Source organism: Rouxiella sp. WC2420, from assembly GCF_041200025.1.
Taxonomy (GTDB): domain Bacteria; phylum Pseudomonadota; class Gammaproteobacteria; order Enterobacterales; family Enterobacteriaceae; genus Rouxiella.
On the sequence record NZ_CP165628.1, the window covers coordinates 2,279,825 to 2,304,792 of the forward strand.

General features: G+C 51.4%; 25 protein-coding genes. 14 read left to right on the forward strand and 11 right to left on the reverse strand.

Features of this window, described 5'->3' with window-relative positions:
- Positions 1-94: 94 nt before the first annotated feature.
- The 8 genes from nfsA to rlmC all read left to right on the forward strand — a co-directional run bounded on the left by nfsA (position 95) and on the right by rlmC (position 8,452).
- The gene (gene nfsA, locus AB3G37_RS10540) at positions 95-817 is read left to right on the forward strand and encodes an oxygen-insensitive NADPH nitroreductase (protein ID WP_369790647.1); all 723 of its coding nucleotides are present in this window, start codon (positions 95-97) and stop codon (positions 815-817) included.
- 18 nt (positions 818-835) lie between these two features.
- The gene (rimK, locus tag AB3G37_RS10545) at positions 836-1,738 is read left to right on the forward strand and encodes a 30S ribosomal protein S6--L-glutamate ligase (RefSeq protein ID WP_009636295.1); all 903 of its coding nucleotides are present in this window, start codon (positions 836-838) and stop codon (positions 1,736-1,738) included.
- Between the two features lie 265 nt (positions 1,739-2,003).
- Positions 2,004-2,486, forward strand: coding sequence for a YbjN domain-containing protein (locus AB3G37_RS10550; RefSeq protein WP_009636294.1), 483 nt, complete (start codon positions 2,004-2,006; stop codon positions 2,484-2,486).
- A gap of 494 nt (positions 2,487-2,980) precedes the next feature.
- Positions 2,981-4,087, forward strand: coding sequence for a spermidine/putrescine ABC transporter substrate-binding protein PotF (gene potF / locus AB3G37_RS10555; protein WP_009636293.1), 1,107 nt, complete (start codon positions 2,981-2,983; stop codon positions 4,085-4,087).
- A 158-nt stretch (positions 4,088-4,245) separates the two neighbouring features.
- A complete protein-coding gene (gene potG / locus AB3G37_RS10560) occupies positions 4,246-5,394 on the forward strand; it encodes a putrescine ABC transporter ATP-binding subunit PotG (protein WP_369790648.1) in 1,149 nt (382 codons plus the stop codon).
- A gap of 15 nt (positions 5,395-5,409) precedes the next feature.
- Positions 5,410-6,363: a putrescine ABC transporter permease PotH gene (gene potH, locus AB3G37_RS10565; RefSeq protein WP_009636291.1), complete on the forward strand. Its 954-nt coding sequence runs from the start codon at positions 5,410-5,412 to the stop codon at positions 6,361-6,363.
- A complete protein-coding gene (gene potI / locus AB3G37_RS10570) occupies positions 6,360-7,205 on the forward strand; it encodes a putrescine ABC transporter permease PotI (RefSeq protein ID WP_009636290.1) in 846 nt (281 codons plus the stop codon). The genes potH and potI overlap by 4 nt, the downstream gene beginning before the upstream one ends.
- A 116-nt stretch (positions 7,206-7,321) precedes the next feature.
- Positions 7,322-8,452 (forward strand): 23S rRNA (uracil(747)-C(5))-methyltransferase RlmC, encoded by a 1,131-nt coding sequence (gene rlmC, locus AB3G37_RS10575; RefSeq protein WP_369790649.1) that lies wholly within the window; start codon positions 7,322-7,324, stop codon positions 8,450-8,452.
- Positions 8,453-8,511: 59 nt separating this feature from the next.
- On the opposite strand, the gene AB3G37_RS10580 is transcribed toward rlmC, so the two are convergent.
- Entirely contained in the window at positions 8,512-8,688 is a 177-nt protein-coding gene (locus tag AB3G37_RS10580; RefSeq protein ID WP_009636288.1) for a GhoT/OrtT family toxin, read from the reverse strand.
- A gap of 323 nt (positions 8,689-9,011) precedes the next feature.
- Here AB3G37_RS10580 and fliZ point away from each other — a divergent pair, with 323 nt between their 5' ends.
- Positions 9,012-9,548 (forward strand): flagella biosynthesis regulatory protein FliZ, encoded by a 537-nt coding sequence (gene fliZ / locus AB3G37_RS10585; RefSeq protein WP_369790650.1) that lies wholly within the window; start codon positions 9,012-9,014, stop codon positions 9,546-9,548.
- Positions 9,549-9,733: 185 nt separating this feature from the next.
- Positions 9,734-10,714 carry a D-cysteine desulfhydrase gene (locus AB3G37_RS10590; RefSeq protein WP_037378000.1) on the forward strand — a complete coding sequence of 327 codons (981 nt, stop codon included), beginning with the start codon at positions 9,734-9,736 and terminating at the stop codon, positions 10,712-10,714.
- 203 nt (positions 10,715-10,917) lie between these two features.
- Here the strand turns inward: AB3G37_RS10590 and lldD are convergent, their stop codons facing one another.
- Positions 10,918-12,075 (reverse strand): FMN-dependent L-lactate dehydrogenase LldD, encoded by a 1,158-nt coding sequence (gene lldD, locus AB3G37_RS10595; protein WP_369790651.1) that lies wholly within the window; start codon positions 12,073-12,075, stop codon positions 10,918-10,920.
- 28 nt (positions 12,076-12,103) lie between these two features.
- A complete protein-coding gene (gene lldR / locus AB3G37_RS10600; RefSeq protein ID WP_009636284.1) occupies positions 12,104-12,868 on the reverse strand; it encodes a transcriptional regulator LldR in 765 nt (254 codons plus the stop codon).
- A 410-nt stretch (positions 12,869-13,278) separates the two neighbouring features.
- Here lldR and AB3G37_RS10605 point away from each other — a divergent pair, with 410 nt between their 5' ends.
- The 4 genes from AB3G37_RS10605 to tcyN all read left to right on the forward strand — a co-directional run bounded on the left by AB3G37_RS10605 (position 13,279) and on the right by tcyN (position 16,014).
- Complete coding sequence (locus AB3G37_RS10605; protein WP_009636282.1) at positions 13,279-13,506, forward strand: YgdI/YgdR family lipoprotein; 228 nt, start codon at positions 13,279-13,281, stop codon at positions 13,504-13,506.
- A gap of 274 nt (positions 13,507-13,780) precedes the next feature.
- Positions 13,781-14,584, forward strand: coding sequence for a cystine ABC transporter substrate-binding protein (tcyJ, locus tag AB3G37_RS10610; protein WP_369790652.1), 804 nt, complete (start codon positions 13,781-13,783; stop codon positions 14,582-14,584).
- A 12-nt stretch (positions 14,585-14,596) separates the two neighbouring features.
- A complete protein-coding gene (gene tcyL, locus AB3G37_RS10615) occupies positions 14,597-15,265 on the forward strand; it encodes a cystine ABC transporter permease (RefSeq protein WP_009636280.1) in 669 nt (222 codons plus the stop codon).
- Positions 15,262-16,014 carry an L-cystine ABC transporter ATP-binding protein TcyN gene (gene tcyN / locus AB3G37_RS10620; protein ID WP_369790653.1) on the forward strand — a complete coding sequence of 251 codons (753 nt, stop codon included), beginning with the start codon at positions 15,262-15,264 and terminating at the stop codon, positions 16,012-16,014. The genes tcyL and tcyN overlap by 4 nt, the downstream gene beginning before the upstream one ends.
- 139 nt (positions 16,015-16,153) lie before the next feature.
- Here tcyN and AB3G37_RS10625 read toward each other — a convergent pair whose 3' ends face one another.
- The 8 genes from AB3G37_RS10625 to AB3G37_RS10660 all read right to left on the reverse strand — a co-directional run bounded on the left by AB3G37_RS10625 (position 16,154) and on the right by AB3G37_RS10660 (position 24,961).
- Positions 16,154-17,008, reverse strand: a complete 855-nt coding sequence (locus tag AB3G37_RS10625) for a tagatose bisphosphate family class II aldolase (RefSeq protein ID WP_369790654.1) — start codon at positions 17,006-17,008, stop codon at positions 16,154-16,156.
- Positions 17,009-17,082: 74 nt separating this feature from the next.
- Positions 17,083-18,267 carry an SIS domain-containing protein gene (locus AB3G37_RS10630; protein ID WP_369790655.1) on the reverse strand — a complete coding sequence of 395 codons (1,185 nt, stop codon included), beginning with the start codon at positions 18,265-18,267 and terminating at the stop codon, positions 17,083-17,085.
- Entirely contained in the window at positions 18,264-19,562 is a 1,299-nt protein-coding gene (locus AB3G37_RS10635; RefSeq protein WP_369790656.1) for a D-tagatose-bisphosphate aldolase, class II, non-catalytic subunit, read from the reverse strand. Before AB3G37_RS10635 ends, AB3G37_RS10630 begins: the two co-directional genes overlap by 4 nt.
- Before the next feature lie 61 nt (positions 19,563-19,623).
- Complete coding sequence (gene agaR, locus AB3G37_RS10640; protein ID WP_369790657.1) at positions 19,624-20,394, reverse strand: transcriptional repressor AgaR; 771 nt, start codon at positions 20,392-20,394, stop codon at positions 19,624-19,626.
- A 361-nt stretch (positions 20,395-20,755) separates the two neighbouring features.
- The gene (locus tag AB3G37_RS10645; protein WP_369790658.1) at positions 20,756-21,655 is read right to left on the reverse strand and encodes an ROK family protein; all 900 of its coding nucleotides are present in this window, start codon (positions 21,653-21,655) and stop codon (positions 20,756-20,758) included.
- Between the two features lie 23 nt (positions 21,656-21,678).
- The gene (locus AB3G37_RS10650) at positions 21,679-22,980 is read right to left on the reverse strand and encodes a Gfo/Idh/MocA family protein (protein ID WP_369790659.1); all 1,302 of its coding nucleotides are present in this window, start codon (positions 22,978-22,980) and stop codon (positions 21,679-21,681) included.
- 42 nt (positions 22,981-23,022) lie between these two features.
- Positions 23,023-24,144: an ABC transporter ATP-binding protein gene (locus tag AB3G37_RS10655; RefSeq protein WP_369790660.1), complete on the reverse strand. Its 1,122-nt coding sequence runs from the start codon at positions 24,142-24,144 to the stop codon at positions 23,023-23,025.
- Between the two features lie 34 nt (positions 24,145-24,178).
- Positions 24,179-24,961, reverse strand: a complete 783-nt coding sequence (locus AB3G37_RS10660) for a carbohydrate ABC transporter permease (RefSeq protein ID WP_369790934.1) — start codon at positions 24,959-24,961, stop codon at positions 24,179-24,181.
- Positions 24,962-24,968: the final 7 nt, after the last annotated feature.

Consider the following 24,968-nt stretch of genomic DNA (forward strand, 5'->3'; position numbering starts at 1 on the left):
CCTGACGAACATGAATCATTGCTGCCTTAAGGGCACGTTTGCCCGTGTTGATTTTCAATTATTTATCATTCTTTCAAAACCAAGGATCCGCATTATGACGCCAACTATTGACCTCCTTCGAGCCCACAGCTCGGTACGCTCTTTTACCGATCAGGCGCTCGGCGATGAGCAAAGAGAGGCAATTATTGGCGCGGCTCAGGCTGCGTCCACGTCAAGTTTTCTTCAGTGTTCATCCATTATCCGCATCACTGACCCGGCGCTGCGCGAGAAGCTGGTTGAGTATACTGGCGGCCAAAAATATGTCGCTACCGCTGCGGAGTTCTGGGTATTCTGTGCCGATTTTAATCGTAATCAGCAAATCAACCCTGAGGCTGAATTGGGGCTGGCCGAGCAATTGCTGCTTGGCTGCGTTGACACCGCACTGATGGCGCAAAACGCGATGGCTGCCGCTGAATCATTGGGTCTGGGCGGCGTATTTATCGGCGGGATCCGCAACCGTATCGAAGACGTTGTCGCATTGCTTAATCTGCCAAAATTTGTGATGCCGCTGTTTGGCTTTTGTGTTGGCTATCCGGCGCAGATCAATGCCTTCAAGCCGCGTATGCCACAGAGTATGCTGGTGCATGAAAACAGCTATCAGCCGTTAGATAAAACTCAGCTCGCAGAATATGATGCCGAGCTTGAATCCTATTTTTCTCAACGCGACAGCAACGCCCGCAAGGATAACTGGAGTGACCTGATTATGCGCACGCTGAAAAAAGAGCAGCGTCCGTTTATGCTCGAAGCCTTGCATAAACAAGGTTGGGCAACGCGTTAATAGACAACGGAGTGTCTGATGAAAATTGCCGTACTTTCCCGCGATGGAAGCCTTTATTCGTGTAAACGCCTCAAGGAGGCCGGGGAGGCGCGCGGTCACGAAATCGAGGTGATCGACCCTCTTTCTTGCTATATGAACATCAACTGTGCCGCGCCGAGTGTGCATTATCGCGGCCGTCAGCTGGAAAAGTATCAGGCGGTTATCCCAAGGATTGGGCCAGCCATTACCTTTTATGGCACCGCCGTTCTGCGGCAGTTTGAGATGCTGGGCAGTTTTCCGCTTAACGAATCGGTAGCCATCACCCGGGCGCGTGACAAACTGCGTTCGATGCAGATTTTGGCTCGTGAAGGTATTGATCTTCCGATCACCGGCTTTGCCCATTCGCCGGATGACACCTCTGACCTGATTGCCCTGGTTGGCGGTGCGCCGCTGGTGGTGAAATTGGTTGAAGGAACGCAGGGTATTGGCGTGGTGCTCGCCGAAACGCGACAGGCCGCAGAAAGCGTGATCGATGCCTTTCGCGGACTTAACGCCCATATTCTGGTGCAGGAGTATATTCGCGAAGCCGAAGGCCGCGATATTCGCTGTCTGGTCGTGGGTAAAAAGGTGGTGGCGGCAATTGAACGTCAGGCCAAACCTGGCGAATTTCGTTCCAATCTGCATCGCGGTGGCACGGCGCGTAATGTCAAAATCACCGCGCAAGAAAAAGATATTGCCATCAAGGCAGCCATGACGCTGGGCCTTGACGTTGCCGGGGTGGATATCCTTCGAGCCAATCGTGGGCCGCTGGTCATGGAGGTCAATGCATCCCCGGGATTGGAGGGCATTGAAACCACCACCGGAATGGATATTGCCGGCATGATGATTGATTATATCGAGCAACGCGCCAAACCCGGCTTCAGGCTGAAATCTGGCGGGTAATTCACTGGCACAACATATTTAGGACCGATGTGCCGAATAATTCGGCAGATCGGTTTTTTTGTGGCAGTTGTACCCATAATTTGAGCGAATAACTGTTAATGTCAGGATTGATCGTGGCGCTGGCGGGTAATTTTCCGTAAGCTGTCGCCCTTGAACATTGACTTAAAATGACCGATTACGTAAAAATTCTGCGTAAACTGATTTTCAAGTTCCGACATTATTACGATTCGTCATCGTGCTTTATTGACTCACTGAGGCTGATTATATGGATTCACTCACCGTCCCTGATTTGGCGTTGCTAAGACGCTGGCTGGATCAGCTGGGCATTTCTTTTTTCGAGTGTGATTCTTGTCAGGCTCTTCACTTGCCGCACATGCAGAATTTCGACGGCGTATTTGACGCGAAGGTCGATCTGGTTGATGGCGTGATTTTGTTTTCGGCGCTGGCCGAAGTGAAACCCACCGCGCTTATCCCTTTGGTTGCCGATCTCAGCCAGATTAACGCCAGCTCGCTGACTGTTAAAGCTTTTGTGGATATTCAGGATGACAATCTGCCAAAGCTGATTGTTTGCCAGTCGATAAGTGTTGCAGTCGGCATTACTGTTGAGCAATTTGCCCATTTCCTGCAACAGGGAGAAGAGCAAATGTCGATGATTATTCTTGAAGCGCACGCCAACGATCTGCTATTTCTTGGCGATGAAGACGAAAGCGCGCCACCGGTAAGCCTGAACATCCCGCTACTGCACTAATTTTCCCTCGCGCCCTGCGCAGCTGTTCCCTCTAGCATGACTTTAGACAGCGTTGCCATTCCGATGGCTGCGCTGTTTTTGTTGTTTTTCAAAAAATTTTATTCTGAACATGAGTCATTGTTGCCATTTATTTCACTTTGCATAAGCGTGAATGGCGCAGTCTATAGACAAAAATGCATAAATATTCGATGAATGGTGTTTTTTCATCCCAGCTATGGTGTGATTTAGCGCACAGAGTTATGCTGACTCTTCTACAAAGAGTAAAGGATGTTGTGAAAAACCAAATGGTTATTTCAACGGTGGCGTAGTTTGCAGAATGCATTTTTATGCAGTTACCTCCGATGCCAGGGTAGGCAAGAAATTTATCCAGATTAGTAATATGTTTACTAATCTAATTACTTACTGGTCTTTAGACCTGCTTGCTTACAAAGTGGGTTTATAGCGCGGTGACCAGAGGCAAGTTTAATTTTATCCCCTGTTGGAGGTAATAACGGATGTTTACCCTGCGTAAAAAGTGGTTGTCGGGCGTTATCGCCGGTGTGGCTATGGCCGCGTCAGTTGCTGCATCTGCAGATGATAAAACACTGCATATTTATAACTGGTCTGATTACATTGCACCTGACACGGTGGCCAATTTCCAGAAAGAAACGGGCATCAAAGTAGTGTATGACGTGTTTGACTCCAACGAGGTGCTGGAGGGCAAACTGATGGCAGGCAGCACCGGTTTTGATCTGGTGGTTCCTTCGGCCAGTTTCCTCGAACGCCAAATCTCCGCCGGCGTGTTCAAACCGCTGGACAAGAGCAAGCTGCCCAATTACAAAAATCTCGATCCCGAGCTGTTGAAAATGGTTGCCCAGCACGATCCGGGCAACAAATATGCCATTCCCTATCTCTGGGCGACTACCGGTATCGGCTATAACGTCGACAAAGTGAAGGCCGCGCTGGGTAAAGATGCGCCGGTTAACAGCTGGGATCTGGTGCTTAATCCCGATAACCTCGCCAAACTCAAGGGCTGCGGCGTTTCCTTCCTCGATGCACCGGCTGAAATTTATGCCACAGTGTTGAACTACCTGCATCTTGACCCGAACAGCACCAAACCCGAGGATTATACCGCCGCCACTGATCTGTTGTTAAAACTGCGCCCAAGCATTCGTTATTTCCATTCTTCGCAGTACATCAACGATCTTGCCAACGGGGATATCTGCGTGGCCGTAGGCTGGGCGGGCGATGTTATCCAGGCATCCAACCGCGCCAAAGAAGCAAAAAATGGAGTCAATATTGCCTATAGCATTCCGAAAGAAGGGGCTTTGGCCTTCTTCGACGTGTTTGCAATGCCTGCTGATGCCAAAAACACCGATGAAGCCTACCAGTTCCTTAATTATCTGATGAGGCCGGAAGTGATGGCGGGGATAAGCAACGCGGTATTTTATGCAAGCGGTAATGCGGCCGCGACTCCGCTGGTAAAACCTGAGATTCGCAATAATCCAGGTATTTATCCTTCCGCCGAGGTTCGCGCCAAACTGTTCGGCCTGAAAGTGCAGGACCCGAAAATTGACCGCCTGATCACCCGTTCATGGACCAAGGTACAAAGTGGTAAATAACACGTAATCTAAAGACGCTGTTGTTTATTAAGAAAAATGTTCATTAAGGCAAATGTATCTTTTAGCCGACAGCGCGAATAGGCGGCTCCAGTGGGTTCACGGGGCCGCCTGGCTTTTTCTTGATTTTCTTAACCCGCTTCTGACGGAGATATTTCTGAGTGAATGATGCAATTCCACAACCTCAGCCGCAGTTTAAAGGTGAAAAAGTGCAAAAAGCTTTTTCCCCTCTGTTGGAAATTCGCAATTTGTCCAAGTCATTCGACGGCCAGCTTGCCGTTGATGATGTCAATCTAACCATCTATAAAGGCGAGATATTTGCGTTGCTTGGTGCGTCAGGATGCGGGAAATCGACCCTGTTGCGCATGCTGGCCGGTTTTGAACAGCCCACGAAAGGGCAAATCGTCCTCGACGGACAGGATTTGTCGCAGGTGCCGCCTTATCAGCGACCAATCAATATGATGTTTCAGTCCTATGCGCTTTTTCCGCACATGACGGTTGAGCAAAATATTGCCTTCGGACTCAAGCAGGACAAACTGCCTTCTGCCGAAATTAAAGCGCGGGTCGCCGAAATGCTCACTCTGGTACACATGCAAGAGTATGCCAGACGCAAACCGCACCAGCTCTCTGGCGGGCAGCGTCAGCGCGTGGCTTTGGCTCGCAGCCTGGCCAAGCGACCAAAACTGTTGCTGCTTGACGAACCCATGGGGGCGTTGGATAAAAAGCTCCGTGACCGCATGCAGCTTGAGGTGGTGGATATCCTCGAGCGCGTGGGTGCGACCTGCGTCATGGTGACCCACGATCAGGAAGAGGCGATGACCATGGCGGGTCGTATTGCGATTATGAATCGCGGAAAATTTGTGCAAATCGGCGAGCCTGAGGAAATTTATGAGCATCCGAACAGCCGTTTTAGCGCCGAGTTTATTGGTTCGGTGAACGTATTCGAAGGGCTGCTTGAATCCCGTCAGGACGATGCACTGCTGATCCGCAGTCCAGGGTTGGTGCATCCGTTAAAAGTTTCTTCTGACGCCTCGGTGATCGACGGCGTGCCTGCATTTGTGGCGCTGCGCCCTGAAAAAATCATGCTTTGTGATGAGGTTCCAGCCGACGGCTGCAACTTTGCGGTGGGAGAGGTAGTAAACATTGCCTACCTGGGTGACCTGTCGATTTACCACGTTAAACTGCTCAGCGGCCAGTTAATCACCGCTCAATTGCAAAACGGCCATCGCTTTCGCAAAGGCATGCCGACGTGGGGAGATGAAGTCAGCCTGTGTTGGGAAGCCGACAGCTGCGTGGTGTTGACCATTTAAGTCGAGGAGATAACGATGACCCTGGTAACACAAACCCCCGAGGCTAAACCTCCCGGCAAAATTCACCTGTTTTTGAGAAAAATGCGCCAGTCACACGGCAGAAAACTGGTGATCATGCTGCCGCTGGTGTGGTTTATTCTGCTCTTCGTCTTGCCGTTTCTGATTGTGCTAAAAATCAGTTTTGCCGATATGGCGCGGGCCATTCCGCCTTATACCGACCTGATGACCTGGACCGATGGCGTGTTGGATATTGCGTTGAATTTTGGCAATTATATTCAACTCGGCAGTGACGCGCTGTATATCGAGTCGTATCTGCAATCGCTGGAAGTGGCCGCTATCTCGACGCTGCTGTGTCTGTTGATTGGTTACCCGCTGGCGTGGGCGGTGGCGCACAGTTCACCGGCGACGCGTAACATCCTGTTGCTGCTGGTGATTTTGCCTTCGTGGACTTCCTTTTTGATCCGCGTTTATGCCTGGATGGCGATTCTCAAAGACAACGGCGTGTTGAATAATTTTCTGATGTGGCTGGGCGTTATCGATCAGCCGCTGGTTATCTTGCATACCAATCTGGCGGTTTATATCGGCATCGTTTATTCATATTTGCCATTTATGGTACTGCCAATTTACACCGCCTTAACCCGCCTAGATTACTCGCTGGTTGAAGCTTCTCTTGATCTCGGTGCGAAACCCTTTAAAACCTTTATCAAGGTGATTGTGCCGTTGACCAAGAGCGGGATCATTGCCGGATCAATGCTGGTATTTATTCCGGCGGTGGGCGAGTACGTGATCCCAGAACTGCTTGGCGGCCCGGACAGCATCATGATTGGCCGCATTTTGTGGCAGGAGTTCTTTAACAATCGCGACTGGCCTGTAGCTTCAGCGGTGGCCGTGGTGATGTTATTGCTGCTGATTATGCCGATCCTTTGGTTCCACAAATATCAGAATAAAGAACTGGGGGATAAACCATGAATCCGTTACCCGTGGTGCGCTCACCGTGGCGAATCCTTATTTTGGTGCTGGGTTTTGCCTTCCTGTATGCCCCGATGCTAATTCTGGTGATCTATTCTTTTAACAGCTCAAAACTGGTGACTGTCTGGGCGGGTTGGTCAACGCAGTGGTATAGCGCATTGTTTCACGATTCCGCGATGATTGGCGCGGTGAGCATGAGCCTGACCATTGCCACCGCGGCAGCCAGCATGGCGGTGGTGGTGGGGACGTTGGCGGCCGTGGTGATGGTGCGCTATGGCCGTTTCAAAGGCTCTACCGGCTTTGCATTTATGCTCACTGCGCCATTGGTGATGCCTGATGTGATTACCGGGCTGGCACTGTTACTGCTGTTTGTGGCCATGGGCCACACGTTAGGCTGGCCGAGCGAGCGCGGGATGTTCACCATCTGGCTGGCGCACGTCACCTTTTGCAGTGCCTACGTCGCAGTGGTGGTCTCGGCGCGATTGCGCGAACTGGACCGTTCAATCGAAGAGGCGGCACTGGACCTCGGCGCGACACCGCTAAAAGTGTTTTTTATCATCACCATTCCGATGATTGCTCCGGCGTTGGTATCCGGCTGGCTGCTGGCATTCACCCTGTCGCTGGATGATTTGGTGATTGCCAGCTTTGTTGCCGGGCCGGGTTCGACCACCTTGCCGATGTTGGTTTTCGCCAGCGTGCGTTTGGGCACTAATCCGGAAATAAACGCGCTGGCTACCCTGATTCTGCTGGTGGTGGGGATTATCGGCGTGATTGCCTGGTGGTTTATGCATCGCGCCGAAAAGCAGCGGGTTAAAGACTTACAGCGTGCCGCGCGGCATTAAATATTCCCGCTTAAGATTTCCCATGCGATAAATGAGCCTTTGATTGCGCGCGGTGTTACAATCCGCGCCAACTTTTTAACTGCCCGATCAAGCTATCGCGATAACGGTCCTTATTTATGCATTGCGCGCAATACACCGCCGGAACCTGCCGGTCCTGCCAGTGGCTGGAAAAACCCTATGCCACTCAGCTCAGTGATAAACAGCAAAATCTTGCCGATCTGCTTGCCGATTTTACTGTGGGCGAATGGCGCGAGCCGGTCGCAGGCAAGCAGCAGGCATTTCGTAACAAAGCCAAAATGGTGGTGAGCGGCAGCGTTGAGCGGCCACTGCTGGGCATGCTGCATCGTGATGGCACGCCGGTAGATTTATGCGATTGCCCGTTATATCCCTCGAGCTTCAGTGACGTATTTCAGCATCTTAAAACCTTTATCGCCCGTGCAGGATTAACGCCTTACAACGTAGCGCGCAAACGTGGCGAACTCAAACACCTGCTGCTGACCGAAAGCCAGTACAACGGCGGGCTGATGCTGCGCTTCGTACTCCGTTCTGAAACCAAGCTGGTCCAACTGCGCGCGGCGCTGCCGTGGTTGATGCAGCAGGTGCCCGCGTTGCAGGTAATATCGGCAAATATTCAGCCGATACACATGGCGATTCTGGAGGGGGATCGTGAAATCCCTCTCACCAGCCAGCAGGCGCTGGAAGAACACTTCAATCAGGTGCCGTTGTTTATCCGCCCGCAAAGTTTTTTCCAGACTAATCCACAGGTTGCTGCTGCGCTGTACGCTACCGCAAGAGATTGGGTGGCGGAAAGGGAGATTGCCAGCATGTGGGATCTGTTCTGTGGCGTCGGTGGCTTTGGATTACACTGCGCCAAACCTGAAACCAGGCTCACGGGCATTGAAATCAGCGCCGAGGCGATTGTATGTGCCAAAATTTCGGCCGAGCGTCTGGGATTAAAGCAAGTTGAATTTAAAGCGCTGGACTCTACCGGTTTTGCCACTGGGCATGACGCCGTGCCGGAGTTGGTGCTGGTTAATCCACCGCGCAGGGGAATTGGCAGTGAATTGTGTCGCTATCTTGATGAGATGGCACCGCCAAGATTGCTTTACTCGAGTTGTAATGCTCAGACAATGGCCAAGGATTTAGCCGAGCTAAAAAACTATCGTATTGAACGTGTACAGTTGTTCGATATGTTTCCACATACTGCCCACTATGAAGTTTTGACCTTACTTATTCGTAATAATTAGCGGCTCTATGCGCATCAGAACAGCCGCTAAAAAATAACCCACTAGCCAGTGACCTGCATTTAGAACAGAGAGAACAACATCACTACCGGCAGGCTCATTGGCCAGGTTAACCCGATAATTCCTGAGGTTAGCAAACGAATTTTGATTGTGTCACGGCTCACCAGCAAGGTGAAAATTGCGCCGATTGCTAATCCACCCCAGTAAATAGTTTTAATTGCTTCCCACCACAAATGCACGATAACTCCTAATTTTAATAAACCTCAACGAATGCGGGTCATTCTATGCGGTTAACATTTTGCAATCAATTGGTAAGTGATTATGTTCACAAATTTACAAAGTAACTAAAATGTTAATAATAAGTTTCAGAATTACTTTAGTTAAAATTTCAATATAAGCACAACTTTTTGGGAAGTTTGGCAGCGTAAACGTTTGCCTAGGCATAAACATCGCTTGTCCGATACTTACCTACTGGTTTAAGCTGTGGTGTAAAGATTGAAAATCTTTGAACAAAAGGCACAAAGAGGCCATCCGAAGTTTTCACTATTTTTGGAAGTGAATTATGCCAGCGGGATCTAAAAAACGGCCTTTAAGCCGATATCTTAAAGATTATAAGCATACCCAGACGAACTGTTCCCAATGTGGAAAAGAGCTGGACAGAATGGCTTTGGTTTTTCGTGGTCAGATTATTAACAAAAACGCGATTTCCAAAATGGATCAACTTATTGACGATGAGCTATGGGGCGATCTTTCTAAGGATTTATTGGCCTTGTGCCGCTTTTGTAGTGAGATTTCCTTTAATAGCACTTATCACTATTTCGAAATTGTCGCCTTTAAGCAGTATCTTTTCGAACAGACAGACATGAACCACAGCACGGTGCGTGAATATGTCGTTCGCCTGCGCAGGCTGGATGAAATTTTGACCGCCAGTGATTATCCGCAGGATAAAATTGCCGACAAAAATATACACCAGCGAATTGTTGAAGATGTTCCTTTAGCCGTTACCGATAACTACCGGATTGCCTTAAGGAAATATGACCAGTTCCTTGCCTGGCAAAGTGAAATGCCTTCAGACGGTATTTATACCGAACAGGCTTGATTGCCTGTAAGATTTACAGATAAAGTTATTCCTAAACCAAGCAGGTATCTTTGATGCCTGCTTTTTTTGTGTCGCAAACTGATATAATAGAACAATACTTTTTCTTTGAAATGCATCAGCCTAAAACTTAGCTTCGGGGGATCACCGTGCCTTCATCTTTGCCTGACTCATCTTCACTTGCCGTCTTGAAACATCAATTAGAAAGCTTTTCCCGTATTGATTTGGTAGGAAACAGCACACCGCTGGAACGATTAAATCGTCTTTCAGACTTTGTAGGGCGCGATATTTACATTAAACGTGACGATGTCACGCCGCTGGCGCTTGGTGGTAACAAGTTGAGAAAACTTGAGTTTTTAGCTGCAGCTGCCATTGAAGAAGGGGCGGATACACTGATCACTGCTGGAGCTATTCAGTCAAACCACGTGCGCCAAACGGCGGCAGTCGCGGCAAAGCTGGGCCTTAAATGCCTGGCTTTACTGGAAAATCCAATCGGCACCGATGCTGAAAACTATCTCAACAACGGCAACCGCCTGCTTCTGGACTTGTTCAATACCGAAGTGGTGATGTGCGATGGCCTCTATGATCCCATGGCACAAATGGCCGAACAGGCAACGCTGCTCGAAGCTCAGGGATTCCGTCCGTACATTATTCCGGTGGGCGGTTCAAATGCGCTTGGCGCATTGGGTTACGTTCAGTGTGCCATTGAGATTGCCGAGCAAAGTTCTGCTGGCTTCGTAGATTTCAGTGCGGTAGTCGTCGCCTCTGGTAGTGCGGGAACTCACGCGGGCTTGGCCGTGGCAATGCGTGAGCTGATGCCAACCACGCAATTGATAGGCGTGACGGTGTCACGTAAAGCCGACGATCAGCGCCCCAAAGTTGAATTGCTTTCGAAAGAACTCATGGCTTTGCTTGAGATTGAAGGAGATGTCCCCACCGTCAATCTTTGGGATGACTATTTTGCACCGCGCTACGGCGAGCCTAACAAGGAAGGTCTGGCGGCTATCAAGCTGCTGGCCGAAATGGAGGCGATGTTGCTTGATCCGGTTTATACCGGCAAAGCGATGGCAGGGCTGCTAGATGCCCTCGAACGCCAAATAATTCCTGGAGATGGTCCGATTTTATTTGTGCATACGGGTGGCTCACCGGCGTTGTTTGCTTATCTTTGAAACTAAGATCAATGAATTAGAGAGACAAAGTATTCGGCTCTTTTCTAATTCATTGGTCGTGCTGTTCAAATTCATTGATTTTACTTTTCAAATTATTTGAATGACTGGCCTTGTTACATTATTGATTGAAAATTGCCCCACTCGCTTAAAAAACGGTCAGTCGATGAGACTGCCCGTTTACACTTTTGCCCTAAGTCGCTGAATTACCCTTTTAATAAAGCTTTGCTTTCCTGTACCAACATATCTGCGCTAATTTCTCCGATAGTCTTTGCCCCGGTCAGCGTCATCGCCACTTTCATTTCTTTTTCAATCAGCGTCAGCAGGTTTTCGACTCCACGCTGACCGTGCGTCGCAAGCGCGTAAAGGTAGGCGCGACCAAGCAATACGGTGTCCGCTCCCAAAGCTATCATGCGTACCACGTCTAATCCGTTTCGCACGCCGCTGTCGGCCAGAATAGTAATGTCGCCCTTTACCGCGTCGGCGATCGCCGGTAACGCCCGCGCAGTAGAAGGAACGCCATCGAGCTGCCGGCCACCGTGGTTGGAAACCACAATACCGTCGGCCCCAAAACGCACGGCATCGCGTGCATCTTCTTCGTCAAGAATTCCTTTGATAACCATAGGCCCATCCCAAAACTCGCGGATCCATTCGAGGTCTTTCCAGGAGATCGAAGGGTCAAAGTTGCTGGCAAGCCAGCCAATGTAATCTTCCAGTCCGGTGGGTTTACCAAGATAAGTCGAGATGTTGCCGAGATCGTGTGGCCGACCGTTCACGCCGACATCCCATGCCCACTGTGGATGGGTTACCGATTGCCAGTAGCGACGCATTGCCGCGTTTGGGCCGCTCATTCCCGAGTGGGCATCACGATAGCGCGCTCCGGGCGTTGGCATATCGACGGTAAATACCAGCGTCGAGCAGCCCGCAGCCTTGGCGCGTTCTAACGCATTGCGCATAAAGCCACGATCGCGCAGCACATAAAGCTGAAACCACATCGGGCGGCTAATTTCCGGGGTAACTTCCTCAATCGGGCACACCGATACGGTGGAAAGGGTAAAGGGAATACCTTTGTTGGCTGCCGCACGCGCCGCCTGGACCTCACCTCGTCTGGCGTACATGCCACACAGGCCAACTGGCGCCAAGGCAATCGGCATCGACAGCGTTTCATTAAACAGTTTGGTTTCGAGATTGAGATCCGACATATTTTTCAGTACGCGCTGGCGCAGGGCAATCTGCGAGAGATCCTCAACGTTATGCCTGAGTGTCGATTCGGTGTAAGAACCGCCGTCAATATAGTGAAAAAGAAACGGGGGCAGAATGCGCTGTGCCGCAGGGCGATAGTCACTTGAGGCTGAAATAATCATTGCAGAATTCCTTTAATTTCCATTTTCTCTATTTCTCCTGGCCGGGCAGGCGGGTAATGCGGGCCTGTCTGGCCTCGTCTTCATCAAGCGTTTTTAACGTCGAATGAACAAAACTGATGTGTTCCATGGCTGCCTCGCGGGCGCGCACCGCATCACCATCCAGAATGGCCTCAAGCAAGGCGCGATGCTGTTCGGTTAATCGGGCAAAAATAGTTTGCTGGCTGTACATGCGTTGGCGGCTTTGTCTTACCGAGGATTGCAGCAATTCGAAAAATCCGCGCATTGTCTGTAACAGCACCACGTTGTGAGAAGCGGCAGCAATGGCCAAATGAAAACGGACATCTGCCTGAGCAGCCCATTGAGGATTTTCGTTTTCGTTTAGCATCAAGGTGGCATCAAAAGCGGACTGCAATAGTTCTTTGTCGGCCTCGGTGGCACGAAGAGCTGCATGCCATGCGGTACTGGCCTCAATCGAATGTCTGGCTTCGAGAATGTCGTAACGATACTCGGGGTCCTGATTGACCAGATTACGCAAAGGCTCGACGATTTGTGTTTGCGCCCAGAGAGGCGGCTGCTCGCGTAAAAAAGTTCCGCCTCCCGGCCGACGTAATAGCAGGCCCTCACTGCTAAGTTGTGAAATAGCCTCCCGCAGTGAGGATCTTGATACCCCGAGCAAAGTTGCCAGCTGGCGTTCTGCAGGCAAGCGCGCACCGGGTAAAAGCTGTTGCCGGGCAATAAATAAATTCAAACGTTCGGCTAGCTTGGCTGTGTGATGCACTTGGGGGGCAGACATCAATGACTCCTGGGAATTTTGTAACTGCTTGGTCAGACCAAAGCAGGCGGCGTAGCTTGATTAACTGAAGTAGTTTGATTAAGTGAAATTGTTAAGGAGTTGTTCTTATTATGCAAGGTGATGGCCGGTGGGGATTCGGTTTCTGCGATCTTAATTGGCTTTTAAATACTATTGGTAGGACCAAGAGCGAACTGTTAGGGGCGGCGGTAATAAAGAGCGCGCCAATTTGAGCGGCTTAATTTCTCCCAATACTGTGTTAGTCATCACGCAGCAAAGGTTCAAGAAAAAAACAAAGCTGAAAAACCATCTACACTTTTAATGTCACAGCTAAAAAGTAATGTCACAGCTAAAAAGTAATGAGATCGGCAACCTGTGTGAACTGAATAACTGACCAAACCAAGGAGTTGTGTATGAAAAAGGCATTTGTTATATCACTGACCGCTTTGCTGTCTGTTGCTGCTTTGACAGGATGCACGCGAACAAGTTATGCGATTCACACTAATGATGCTCGAACCATCATCAGTGACGGCAAACCGAAAGACACTGATACGGGTATGCTGGGTTATACCGATGCATGGGGTAAAAAACAGCAAATCAATAAAGCCGAAGTTAAAGAAGTTTCCGAACTTCCAAACTAAAGTCAAAGCTGCCTGCGGGCAGCTTTCATTTGTATATCTAAATGTATATATCCAAAAAACTTCCCCATTATTCCAATCCTTTGTACTTTCATTTGACAACCATGAGCGCCATTGACTATCTAGCACGGTTAACTGCTTACAACCTAGCGTAACGCCTGATGTTGCTATAATCTGATAAGATTAAATATCTTATAATGATAAGATTTTGCCGTTTTCCTAGTGAATAATTTACTCTAATAAAATAGTTGCCAACAAAATGAACAATGAGGTGAGTATGGCTTTTTCAAATTTGCGTCGTCGCCTGGTGCTGGGTGCGGTGGCGGTTTCACTGTCTGCGGGTATGGCGACTCACGCCTTCGCAGCTTCTGAAAACGTTCTTGCTAAAATCAAAGAGCGCGGGACGATGATTGTCGGCCTGGAAGGGACCTATCCGCCGTTTAGTTTTCAGGGCGATGATGGCAAGCTGACCGGTTTTGAGGTCGAATTTGCTGACTCGCTGGCCCAGCATATGGGCGTGAAGGCCAAACTGGCCCCGACCAAATGGGACGGCATGCTGGCCGCGCTGGAGTCAAAACGCATCGATGTGGTGATCAATCAGGTGACTATCTCGCCTGAGCGCGAGAAAAAATATGATTTCTCCACTCCTTATACTGTTTCCGGTATTCAAGTGCTGACCAAAAAAGGCAATGAAGGCAAATTCTCGTCTCCTGATGATCTCAAAGGTAAAAAAGTCGGCGTGGGTCTGGGCAGTAATTACGAGCAGTGGCTGCGTCAAAACGAACCTGGTGTTGATATTCGCACTTATGATGATGATCCAACCAAGTATCAGGATCTGCGCGTAGGCCGTCTCGATGCTATTCTGGTTGATCGTCTGGCAGCGCTGGATCTGGTTAAAAAAACCGGTGATACCATGGCCGTTGCCGGTAAACCTTTCTCTCGTCAGGAATCAGGCGTAGCGTTGCGTAAAAACAACCCAGAACTGCTGGCTGCGATTAACAAGGCCATTGCCGATATGCAGAAAGATGGTTCACTGGCCAAGATTTCCGATAAGTGGTTTGGCGCAGATGTTACCAAGTAAGGTTTAAACCTGATGCAAGAAAGTCTCCAACTGGTGCTGGATTCAGCACCATTTTTATTGAAAGGCACCGTGTTTACCCTCGAGCTGAGTCTCGGGGGGATGGTGTTTGGTTTACTGCTCGGCTTCCTGCTGGCAATGATGCGGTTGTCGCATTTCTGGCCGCTGTCTTGGTTTTCGCGTTTCTACGTCTCTATCTTTCGTGGTACGCCACTGATTGCGCAGCTGTTTATGATTTATTACGGCCTGCCACAGTTTGGCATCGAGCTTGACCCGATCCCATCGGCAATGATTGGCCTGTCGCTTAATACGGCGGCTTACACCTCCGAGACGCTGCGCGCCGCCATTTCCTCAATCGAAAAAGGACAATGGGAAGCAGCCGCCAGTATCGGCATGAATTCCTGGCAGACGCTGCGTCGGGTGATCCTGCCTCAGGCCGCTCGCACCGCGCTGCCGCCGCTGGGCAATAGCTTTATTGGTTTGGTGAAAGACACCTCGCTTGCGGCGACTATTCAGGTGCCGGAACTGTTCCGTCAGGCTCAGCTGGTGACTTCCCGTACTCTGGAAGTGTTCACCATGTATCTGGCCGCCTCGGTAATTTACTGGGTGCTGGCTACCGTGCTTTCATTCTTGCAAAATCGACTGGAAGACCGTGTTAACCGTCAGGATCAGGAGCCAACATGAGTACCATTGACGTGAAAAAGCTGGTTAAAAAATTTCATGGTCAGACGGTGCTGCATGGTATCGATCTGCAGGTGAATGCGGGGGAAGTGGTGGCGATTATCGGGCCTAGCGGCTCGGGTAAAACCACGTTATTGCGCAGCATCAATCTGCTGGAAATCCCTGACTCCGGCACTATAACCGTCGGCAAGATTGAAATTGATGCCAGCGTGCCTATCAGCAAACAGAAAGACAAGGTTCGCCAACTGCGTCAACAGGTCGGTTTCGTATTCCAGAATTTCAACCTGTTTCCACATCGCTCGGTGCTGGAAAATATCATTGAAGGCCCGGTGATTGTGAAGGGTGAGCGGCGCGTCGATGCCGAGGCGAATGCTCGCAAGCTGTTGGCAAAGGTTGGACTGGCTGGCAAGGAGAGTGCGTACCCTCGTCGCCTGTCCGGAGGGCAGCAGCAGCGTGTCGCCATTGCTCGCGCATTGGCCATGAACCCGGAAGTGATTCTTTTCGATGAGCCGACATCAGCGCTGGACCCGGAGCTGGTGGGCGAAGTCTTGAGCACTATCAAAGCATTGGCGCAAGAGCACCGGACTATGGTCATCGTCACTCACGAGATGAGTTTCGCCCGTGATGTCGCCGATCGCGCCATATTTATGGATCAGGGCAAAATTGTCGAACAGGGACCGGCCATGGAGCTGTTCTCTGCGCCGCAACAGGAGCGCACCAGGCAGTTCCTGGAAAAATTCCTGCAAAACTAGTTCCTGCTCATAGTGCGACGCGCGCCATCAACATCACTGAAATTTCTGGCTTTATTCCCTCGCCCTTGGTGGGTGAGGGTTAGGGAGAGAATGTTTCAACTCTGCTTTTGAGATAGGGCGCTCACGCAATCCAGATGGCCTACAGTTTTCCGGCGCTACCGCAAATACGGATCTTGTCGGCGACCACGGCTTTCATCGCCAGTTTACCGGGAGTAATGTATTTTCGCGGGTCGTTGGCATCAGGTTGTTGATTAAAATAGCCTTTTACTGCGTCGGCAAAGGCTATTTTCAACTCTGTAGCCACGTTAACCTTGCATACGCCCAGCGCAATGGCGCGGGTTATCATCGCCTCGGGAATGCCAGATGCACCGTGTAATACCAGCGGAATATCCACCTGATTGCGGATTTTCTCCAGTCGCTCAAAGTCCAGCTTTGGCTCGCCCTGATACAAACCGTGCGCGCTGCCAATCGCCACTGCCAGCGAGTCGATTCCCGTGACTTCGACAAACTCTCTGGCGGCCAGAGGATCGGTAAAGAAACTGTCGGTAGAATCCACTATAAGGTCATCCTCCTGTCCCCCGAGCCGCCCCAGCTCTGCCTCAACGCTTGCACCATAGCGATGACAAAGCTTTACCGCCTGGCGGACAAGACTGATGTTTTGATGAAAAGGCAGGTGCGAGCCGTCGATCATTACTGAGCGAATCCCCTGATGTACCTTGCTTTCAATGTCATCCATTTCTTCATGATGATCCAGATGCAGCGCCAGCGGCAGGTTGTAACGACGCGCGGCCGCCTGACATATTCCCACCAGATAATCAGTGCCTGCATAACTGAAGGTTCCCGGCGTACCGGCCATAATCACTGGCGAAGACATCTCGGCAGCAGTTTCAGCAACAACTTGCACTGTTTCAAGGTTATGAACGTTGAACGCAGGAACTGCGTAGCCTTCCCGCTGTGCTTTTTGCAACATTTCGCGGTTAGAAACCAAATACATAGAACCCCCTGATGCTGGCAGTGCAGTTATTGGCTGTCGCGCACTGTCGGCAAAATAATAAAGTCCAACGCCAGCTAGAGCGCAGAGGCATTAGCTGAGGCAACAGGTTTGCAATAATGATAAATAGTTACCCCTTTTACGACGCGATTAACCTCTCCGGTGGGGCAAGGATTGTCCGGTGTCAGGCCGTGGGCCAGCGAGGTCTCCATTGCCAGCATCTGTGAAAAAAGCAAATAGGGGAACATCATCCACACGTCATCGTGGTCATCGTGCACGGTCTGCACTTCATTGAAATCATTGGGTTCGCCACTCAGACCGACCATTTTTTGCACCAGCCCGTCGCGTTTAAGTTCATGCCACAGGTCTGCATCGTATTGCCGCGCGTAACTGTCGCCAGAGAACATCAGCAGTACCAAAGTCTGGTTGTCGACCATAAATTTCGGCCCGTGGCGCAGTCCCAGCGGAGAGTCGAATCGCGTAACGATGCGCCCGGCGGTAAGCTCAAGCATTTTTAGCGAAGCCTCTTCGGCCAGACCGGTAAAGCAGCTACCTCCGAGAGTGATATAACGGGTAAAACCACTGCTCGCCAGCGACTTGACCTGAGTTTGCAGGCTTTCACGCAGCTGGATGCAGCGCTCGACCATACGATTAAGCTGGGGATAGGCTGCTGCCAGTGATTGCGGGCCCAGCAGCAGTGCGGCGGAAAGCATCATGCAGCTAAAGCTTGAGGTCATGGCAAAGCTTTGATCGTTGGACCCTTGAGGCATCACCAGCGCGAGCACGTTGTCGCGTCCTGCCGCATAGTTCGCCAATTGGCTGTCAGGGTTGCAGACCAGCATCAGGTGATAGCATTCGGGTAAGAGCTGATCGGCCAAGGCAACGCTGGCTACGCTTTCAGGGCTATTACCGGAGCGGGCGAACGACACCAGCAAAGTAGGGCGCGAACGGTCAAGATACTGGTGCGGATTGGCGACAATATCGGTCGTGCCATAAGCGACTACGTCACGGCCGGTTTGCTGGCGCAGCCACGGAGCCAGTGCACGACCGGCGAATGCCGAGCTGCCTGCACCGCAAAGCACAATTTGCAGGCGCGGGTTGTCCAGCAGCGGTTGTAGAAACGGTTGCCACTGTGCGCTGGTGTCAGTTAACTGCTGATGCAACTGCCGCCACAAGTCAGGCTGTTGCCAAATCTCGCGCGCGGTGTGCAGGGCGTTGTGCTGTTCCAGCCAGTCGGTGCTATAGGAAAAGTAGTGGCTCATGATACATGCTCCTTGGCAGCGGGCTGGCAGGCATCGGCATAGTCCGTCAGCACTTCACTGATTTTGTGTATAACCCAATCCTGTGGATCGGAAGAAAGTGTGCCGGCATTAATCGCGCGCGCCTGTTCAGGCAAGAATTGACTGAGCAGCGCCAGAGGCACTGGATTTTGGCGCAGATTATCAAGCATGCGTTCGACCGTCGCCGCCACCTCTGGCAGCGGCCAGTAATAGCGCACCCGGTCACTGAGGCTGTACTGACGATGCAGATGTTGCTGATGTGGCTTGCCGGGATAATAGCGACGCCATTGCTCGGGGCGTTCGCACATTACCTGTTCCAGCGTCGAACACAGATGCGAAGCCTGATGCTCTCCCAGCCATTCGCGCTCGATGAAGTCGAGGGCAAAAAGCGCTTCACGCAGGGCGAAGGTCAATGCAGGTCCCACTTTTAAGATGGCAAAATGGTCACGAACCAACTGACGATAGGCCAGCGGAGGCTGATAATCGGTTGAGTGTGCTTCATAGACCAGCGTGGGCCAGTTTTCGATAAAGCGGGTCAGCTGTTGCGCGCGTTCGGGCTGATAATGCTCGACGCAGTGATTGTCAAACTCGACGCCCGGCTGAACAACTACGGCGATCACTCTTGGCCAGACTGCCGCCAGCCCCTGCGCCATCCAGGCGCTGCGATGCACGCCCAACGTGGTTTCTACGGCATCTTGTGTCGTCACGTGCATGCCTTCTTCCAGCTCGCCCTGTGCGCCGCCTGGCACCGGAACCTCAGTACCAATGACATACACCGGAGCCTCACCGCCGTGCTGTTGCCAGCTTTTCTCGGCGATGGCACACAGACGGGCCGCGCGTTTTGCCACTTCTTCGTCGCCGAGTGGCGAAGGGTCATCGGCACAGGACATGGAACAATCGAGATGGATTTTACGAAAACCCGCGGCGACATAATCGGCAATCAGCGTTTCTGCCAGTATCATGGCCTGCTCGGCGGTTTTATCCTGCCAGGCATTGGGGCCGAGGTGATCGCCTCCTAACCACACCCGTTCCCGTGGTAAGCCCAGCGCATCTGCCTGCTGCCAGACCTTGTCGCGAAACTCATGGGGCTGCATGCCGGTATAACCGCCAAACTGATTAACCTGATTGGATGTCGCCTCAATCAACACCGAGGTATCCCGCTGAATTGCCTGACGAAGCGCGGCCTCAATGACCCAGGGATGCGCCGAGCAGACAGAAAATACGCCCACCGGTTCACCGGACTTATGGCGTTGGATCAGCGAAAGTAGTTGTTGCATGAAAACTCCTTAGCAGGTTATTCAAGAGACAGCATGTTCAGATGCGCCTGGCTTGATACGTTTATCGGTCGGCGATAATGACCTCGACCCCGAAATCCTCTAATGACCGGCGATATTGATGAGGAATTCCGCTGTCGGTGACCAATTTGTGGATCTGGCCAATTTCCCTAATCATGCAAAAGCTGGTACGCCCAAACTTACTGGCATCGGCCACGGCAATCACTTCACGCGCGACATCACACATTGCGCGGTTTAACTGGGCTTCTCCCGGATTCGGGGTGGTAATACCGCTGACCAAATCAAATCCATCAACGCCTAAAAACAGTTTGTCGAAACGATACTGACGGATGTGCTGTTCCGCCGAGGGGCCATAGAGAGACCAGGATTTACGCCTGACGCTGCCGCCAATCACCATCAAATCCACCTGTTCATTGCTGGCCAGCTCAAACGCAATATTTAAAGCATTGGTCATGACCACCAGTTCCTGTTTGCCTTGCAGCTGCGGCACCATCTGGCTGATGGTGGAACCCGAATCCAGAATGATCGAGTCACCGTCGTTAACCAGGGCCGCTGCCGTACAGGCTATGGTGTATTTAACATCGCGATTGATACGGCCTTTGTCCTGTAGCGGACGGTCAAATACGAACTGTTTGTTAAGTTTGGCACCACCGTAAGCGCGTACCGCACAGCCGCTTTTTTCCAGATAACGCAAATCGTTACGAATAGTCACGCTCGAAACGTCGTATTGCCCGCTGAGATCTTCAACCCGCACAGAACCTTCACGACAAAGCTGGTCGATAATTAATTCTCGACGTTTAAGCGTATTAATCATTGGCGTTTACTCTCCCGAGGCAGCGGGTGCATTCCGCTGGTATTTACCTGGCTGCTTTCGGTGTTTCGCCTTGATTACAGCAAACGGAACATCGAAAATCAACGTTATTTTTTAAATAAAACCTTTAATATCATGCATTTAATTTAATCTCTTCTTTCGATTCGCGTTAAACCGAAAGGTCGATGGAAAGCGTCTGAATCTTCAAAGTTGTTATTTATCAGCCATTCTTTTGGCTTCTGCTATCGGGCTTTCTTTCAACAATGAAAGGCGGCAAATAACCTCTGGCTTTTTATCTTTCATATTTTGCGACGAATTTTTTTGTGACCTTTAACCTTGGCGAGACCTTGCCGGAAAGGGGGTGTCAATGCTGGAGCAAGGCCGCACCGCGAACGCCGCTGCTGTCGCCAAACACTGGCGATAAAATAGCCGCCGGCTGGCTGTGTGCAAAAAGCCATCGGCGCATGGCCTGAGGCAATAGTTGATACAGCTCTGGCATATTTGATAAGCCGCCGCCAAACACGAAGGCATCGACGTCCAGCATCAGTTGCAAACCGGCCAAAGCACTGGCGAGAATATCGATATAAATTTGCATCAGGTTTTGTGCCAGCGGGCAACCCTGCCGGTAGTGGAGTAACAGGTCAGGCACGCTGGTGGCCTGATGATTGAAATGCTGACTCAGTGCCATCAACCCACGGCCAGAAACATAGCGTTCGAAACAACCGGTCAGCCCGCAGCTACAGCTAAACAACGGCAGATCATAACGTTGCACCAACTGGGCTGAAATCGGCATGTGTCCCCATTCCCCCGCCAGTCCGTTCTTGCCCTTGTGTAAATGTCTGTTTAACACCAGCCCGCCGCCCGCACCGGTGCCAAGGATCACGCCAAAAACGATGTCATGCGAACGGGTTTGTTCGGTGCTGGCTTCGGAAAGGGCAAAGCAGCGACAGTCGTTTTCAATGGCAACCGGCCGGTCAAGCGTATGCACCAGATCGTCTTCGAGGCAGTGTCCCGACAGGCAGGGCACATTCACCGACAGCTGCTTATGGCTGACCGGGTCAGTTACACCGGGCAGACCGATGCCAATGCTGCCGCGGGTGTGCAGGCTCAAATCTGCCTGCGTCACCAGCTTTTTTACGCAGCCAAGAAACTGCTGGTAGTCAGCGGTAGGGGTGTTGACCCGTTGGCATAAAACCTGATTAAGCCCGTCGTCATAGGCCGCCATCTCAATTTTTGTACCGCCAATATCAAATCCGTAGCGCATGATTTATCTCTCTCAGACGGGTATTACGCCGAGTGAACGGCAATGACTGCGCCTTCGCGACGGGCACGCTCGGCCGCGAATACCATTAAATGACTTTCCAGCGTTTCTTTAGGGCCAGAGAGGATTTGGCTGGCATCGTTACGCCGTATGGCGTCGATAAAGTGCGCCATCAGGTAGTAATCGCCGCCGCCGTGGCCGCTCATGGTGCTACTTTGGGCAGGATCGACCGTTTTCAGGTCATCGACGTCATAGATTGTTTCACTGTCGTCGATAAATGAGGTGATGCGAATAAAACGCCCGTCGCCTTCAAGCGTACCGTGACTGCCAAACAGTTGGGTCTTGCGGTCTTCATGGCGGGTAAAGGCCGTCATGGTAAATGAGGCGGTTTTGCCACCGCTAAACTGAATGTTGACGACTTGATGATCGACCACATTATTGTCACAGCGATAAACGCAGCGGCCATATTGACCATTGCGCAGAGCAGTGAGCAAATTCTCCTGGCTGACTTCCGGGGTCAGTACGCGCAGAAAGCCCTGGGTAGATTTGTGCTGGTCGCCAAGATAGATTTTTTTGGCAGAATAGGGGCATTGGGACTCAACGCCACAGTCGAGGCAATTATCGGCTGCGCCAGCCGGTTGGTTTTCGGCGCGAAAATGCCGCAGGCCGCCAAATGAACTCACCTGCTCGCAGGGCGTATCCATGATGTAGCGGATCCAGTCAATATCATGGCAGGACTTCTGTAACAGCATTGAAGCCGACTGCTGGTCATTGCGCCAGTTGCCGCGCACGAAGGAGTGCGCCTGATGCCAATACCCTACGGGTTCAAGATGCTGCATGCTGACGACATCACCAATCACGTTATCGCGCAGCAGCTGTTTAAGTTTTTGGGTATAGCGGGTATAGCGCAAAACGTGTCCGACCGAGAAAATAACGCCGGCGCGCTGAACCGCCGCAATAATCTCTTTGCACTCCTGGCTGTCTGGCGACAGCGGTTTCTCCAGCAGCATGTGGTAGCCCTGCGCAGCGAAAGCCAGCGCCGGTTCAAGGTGCATACTGTCCTGGGTGCAAATCAGCACGGCGTCGGCCATTTTGCTGGCCGCGGCGGCGTCGCGCCAGTCCTTAAATATTCCTTCCGGCGCAATGCCATGTTGTTCGACAAACTGTTGACGGTAAGCATCGCGCGGCTCGGCCACCGCCACCACGCGCATTAATTGCGGATGGGCGAGAGCATAGCGGGAGTAGATCTCTCCGCGCGCACCGGCACCGACGACCAACACGCTAACGGGTTTTGCGCACGATGACGCAGGTACAGAGGTAAACGACATAGCGGTTCTCCACATTGCAGGCATTCAAAAAGGGCAGGCGTTTTAGTGATGTTGTTTTAGATTTAGCCCGGTTTCTTTGTCGAACAGATGCGCACGGCCAAGGTCAAAGTCGAGCCAGATTTTTTCACCCAGCAGCGGGTCCCAATCGTGGCGGGTGGCAACACGGGTAATAAAACGGTAGCTGCCAATGTCGCAGTGTAATAACTCTTCATTGCCCATCCGCTCAACGGTGACGATGGTGGCTGCAATAGCGTTTTGATGGCTTGCATCGACCAGGCGCAAGTATTCAGGGCGGATACCCAGACAGACTTCATTGGCGTGATAGCCGTTTAGCAGGTCTTGGAGCAGCGGCGGCAAATTCAGTATTGTGTGTTCGCCAAGCCGCAGGCCGGTCATTGAGCCCTGGCGACTGATGGGCAAGTCGTGCAGGTTCATTGACGGGCTGCCGATAAATTCGGCGACAAAACGGTTAGCCGGTGAGTGATACAGATTGACCGGTTTATCAACCTGCATAATCTGTCCACGGTTGAGCACGCAAATACGGTCGCCCATGGTCATTGCTTCAACCTGATCGTGGGTGACGTAAATCATGGTGGCCCCGACGCCTTCCTGCTTGAGTTGGTTGTGCAGGTTGATCAACTGCACGCGCATCGAAACGCGCAGCTTGGCATCAAGGTTGGAAAGCGGCTCGTCAAACAGGAACACTTTAGGTTTGCGAACAATTGCCCGACCCACGGCGACGCGCTGGCACTGACCGCCAGAAAGCTGGCCGGGTTTACGTTGCAATAAATTAGTTATTTCAAGCTTTTCAGCCGCTTCGCGCACGCGGCGGTCAATTTCCTGCTTGCTTTCTTTGCCTATCAGGCTGAAAGCCATATTTTTGTAGACTGTCATGTGCGGATAAAGCGCGTAGTTTTGAAATACCATCGCGATGCCTCGGTCCCTCGGCATGGTGTCATTCACGCACTCATTGTGGATAACAATTTGCCCTTCACTGACGCTTTCCAGCCCGGCAATCATGCGCAGCAAGGTGGATTTAGCGCAGCCGGACGGCCCGACAAACACCATGAATTCACCATCACGAATCTCAAGATCAATGCCGTGCAGCGCCTTGAATCCGTTGGGGTAGACTTTCTCGACGCTGTGCAGTTGGATTCCGCTCATACTAAGTTCCTTAATCCGGGTGTGAAACACAGGGTCAGCCTTTTACGCCTGAACTGGCGATGCCCTGAATGAAGTAGCGCTGAAACAGAATAAACAGCATCAGCATCGGAATAATCGCCATCAGCGCACCGGCCATCAGCATCGGGTATTCCACTCCCGCACGGCTTGAAAGCGAAGCCAGACCTACCGGCAGCGTGAGCTTGTCATTGCTGGTGTTGACGATCAGCGGCCACATCAGGTTGTTCCAGCTCCACAGGCCGTTAATAATGACGCAGGCGATAATGCCAGGGCGGACCAGCGGCAGCATGATGCGCCAGAAAATAGCGAAATGACTGTATCCGTCCATCAACGCGGCCTCTTCCATCTCTTTTGGCACGGCCATGAAAAATTGACGCAGCAGGAAAGTGGCGTAAATGCTGAAAATTCCCGGCAGGATCATGCCGGTGAGGGTGTTAATCAGCCCCAGTTTCTCGATGACTAAAAACTGTGGAATCAAAAACGCTTGCCCCGGCACCATCAGAATCGAGATACACAGGATGAAAACCACATTGCGTCCGCGAAAATGCAAACGGGCAAAACTGTAGGCCGCCATTGTTGCCACTATCATTTGCAGTGTGACGGTAAAAAATGTCGACAGGATCGAGTTCAGATAAAACTGCATAAAAGGGATTTCATGCAAAATGCGCGAATAGGCTGAAAAATCAGGATGCGCCGGCAGCATTTGAAGTGGGATCTGAATGCTTTCGGCCTGAGTTTTCAGTGAAGTAATCAGCATCCAGATAAACGGCATCACTGAGGCGAAGCTGGCGAGCACCATAAAGGCG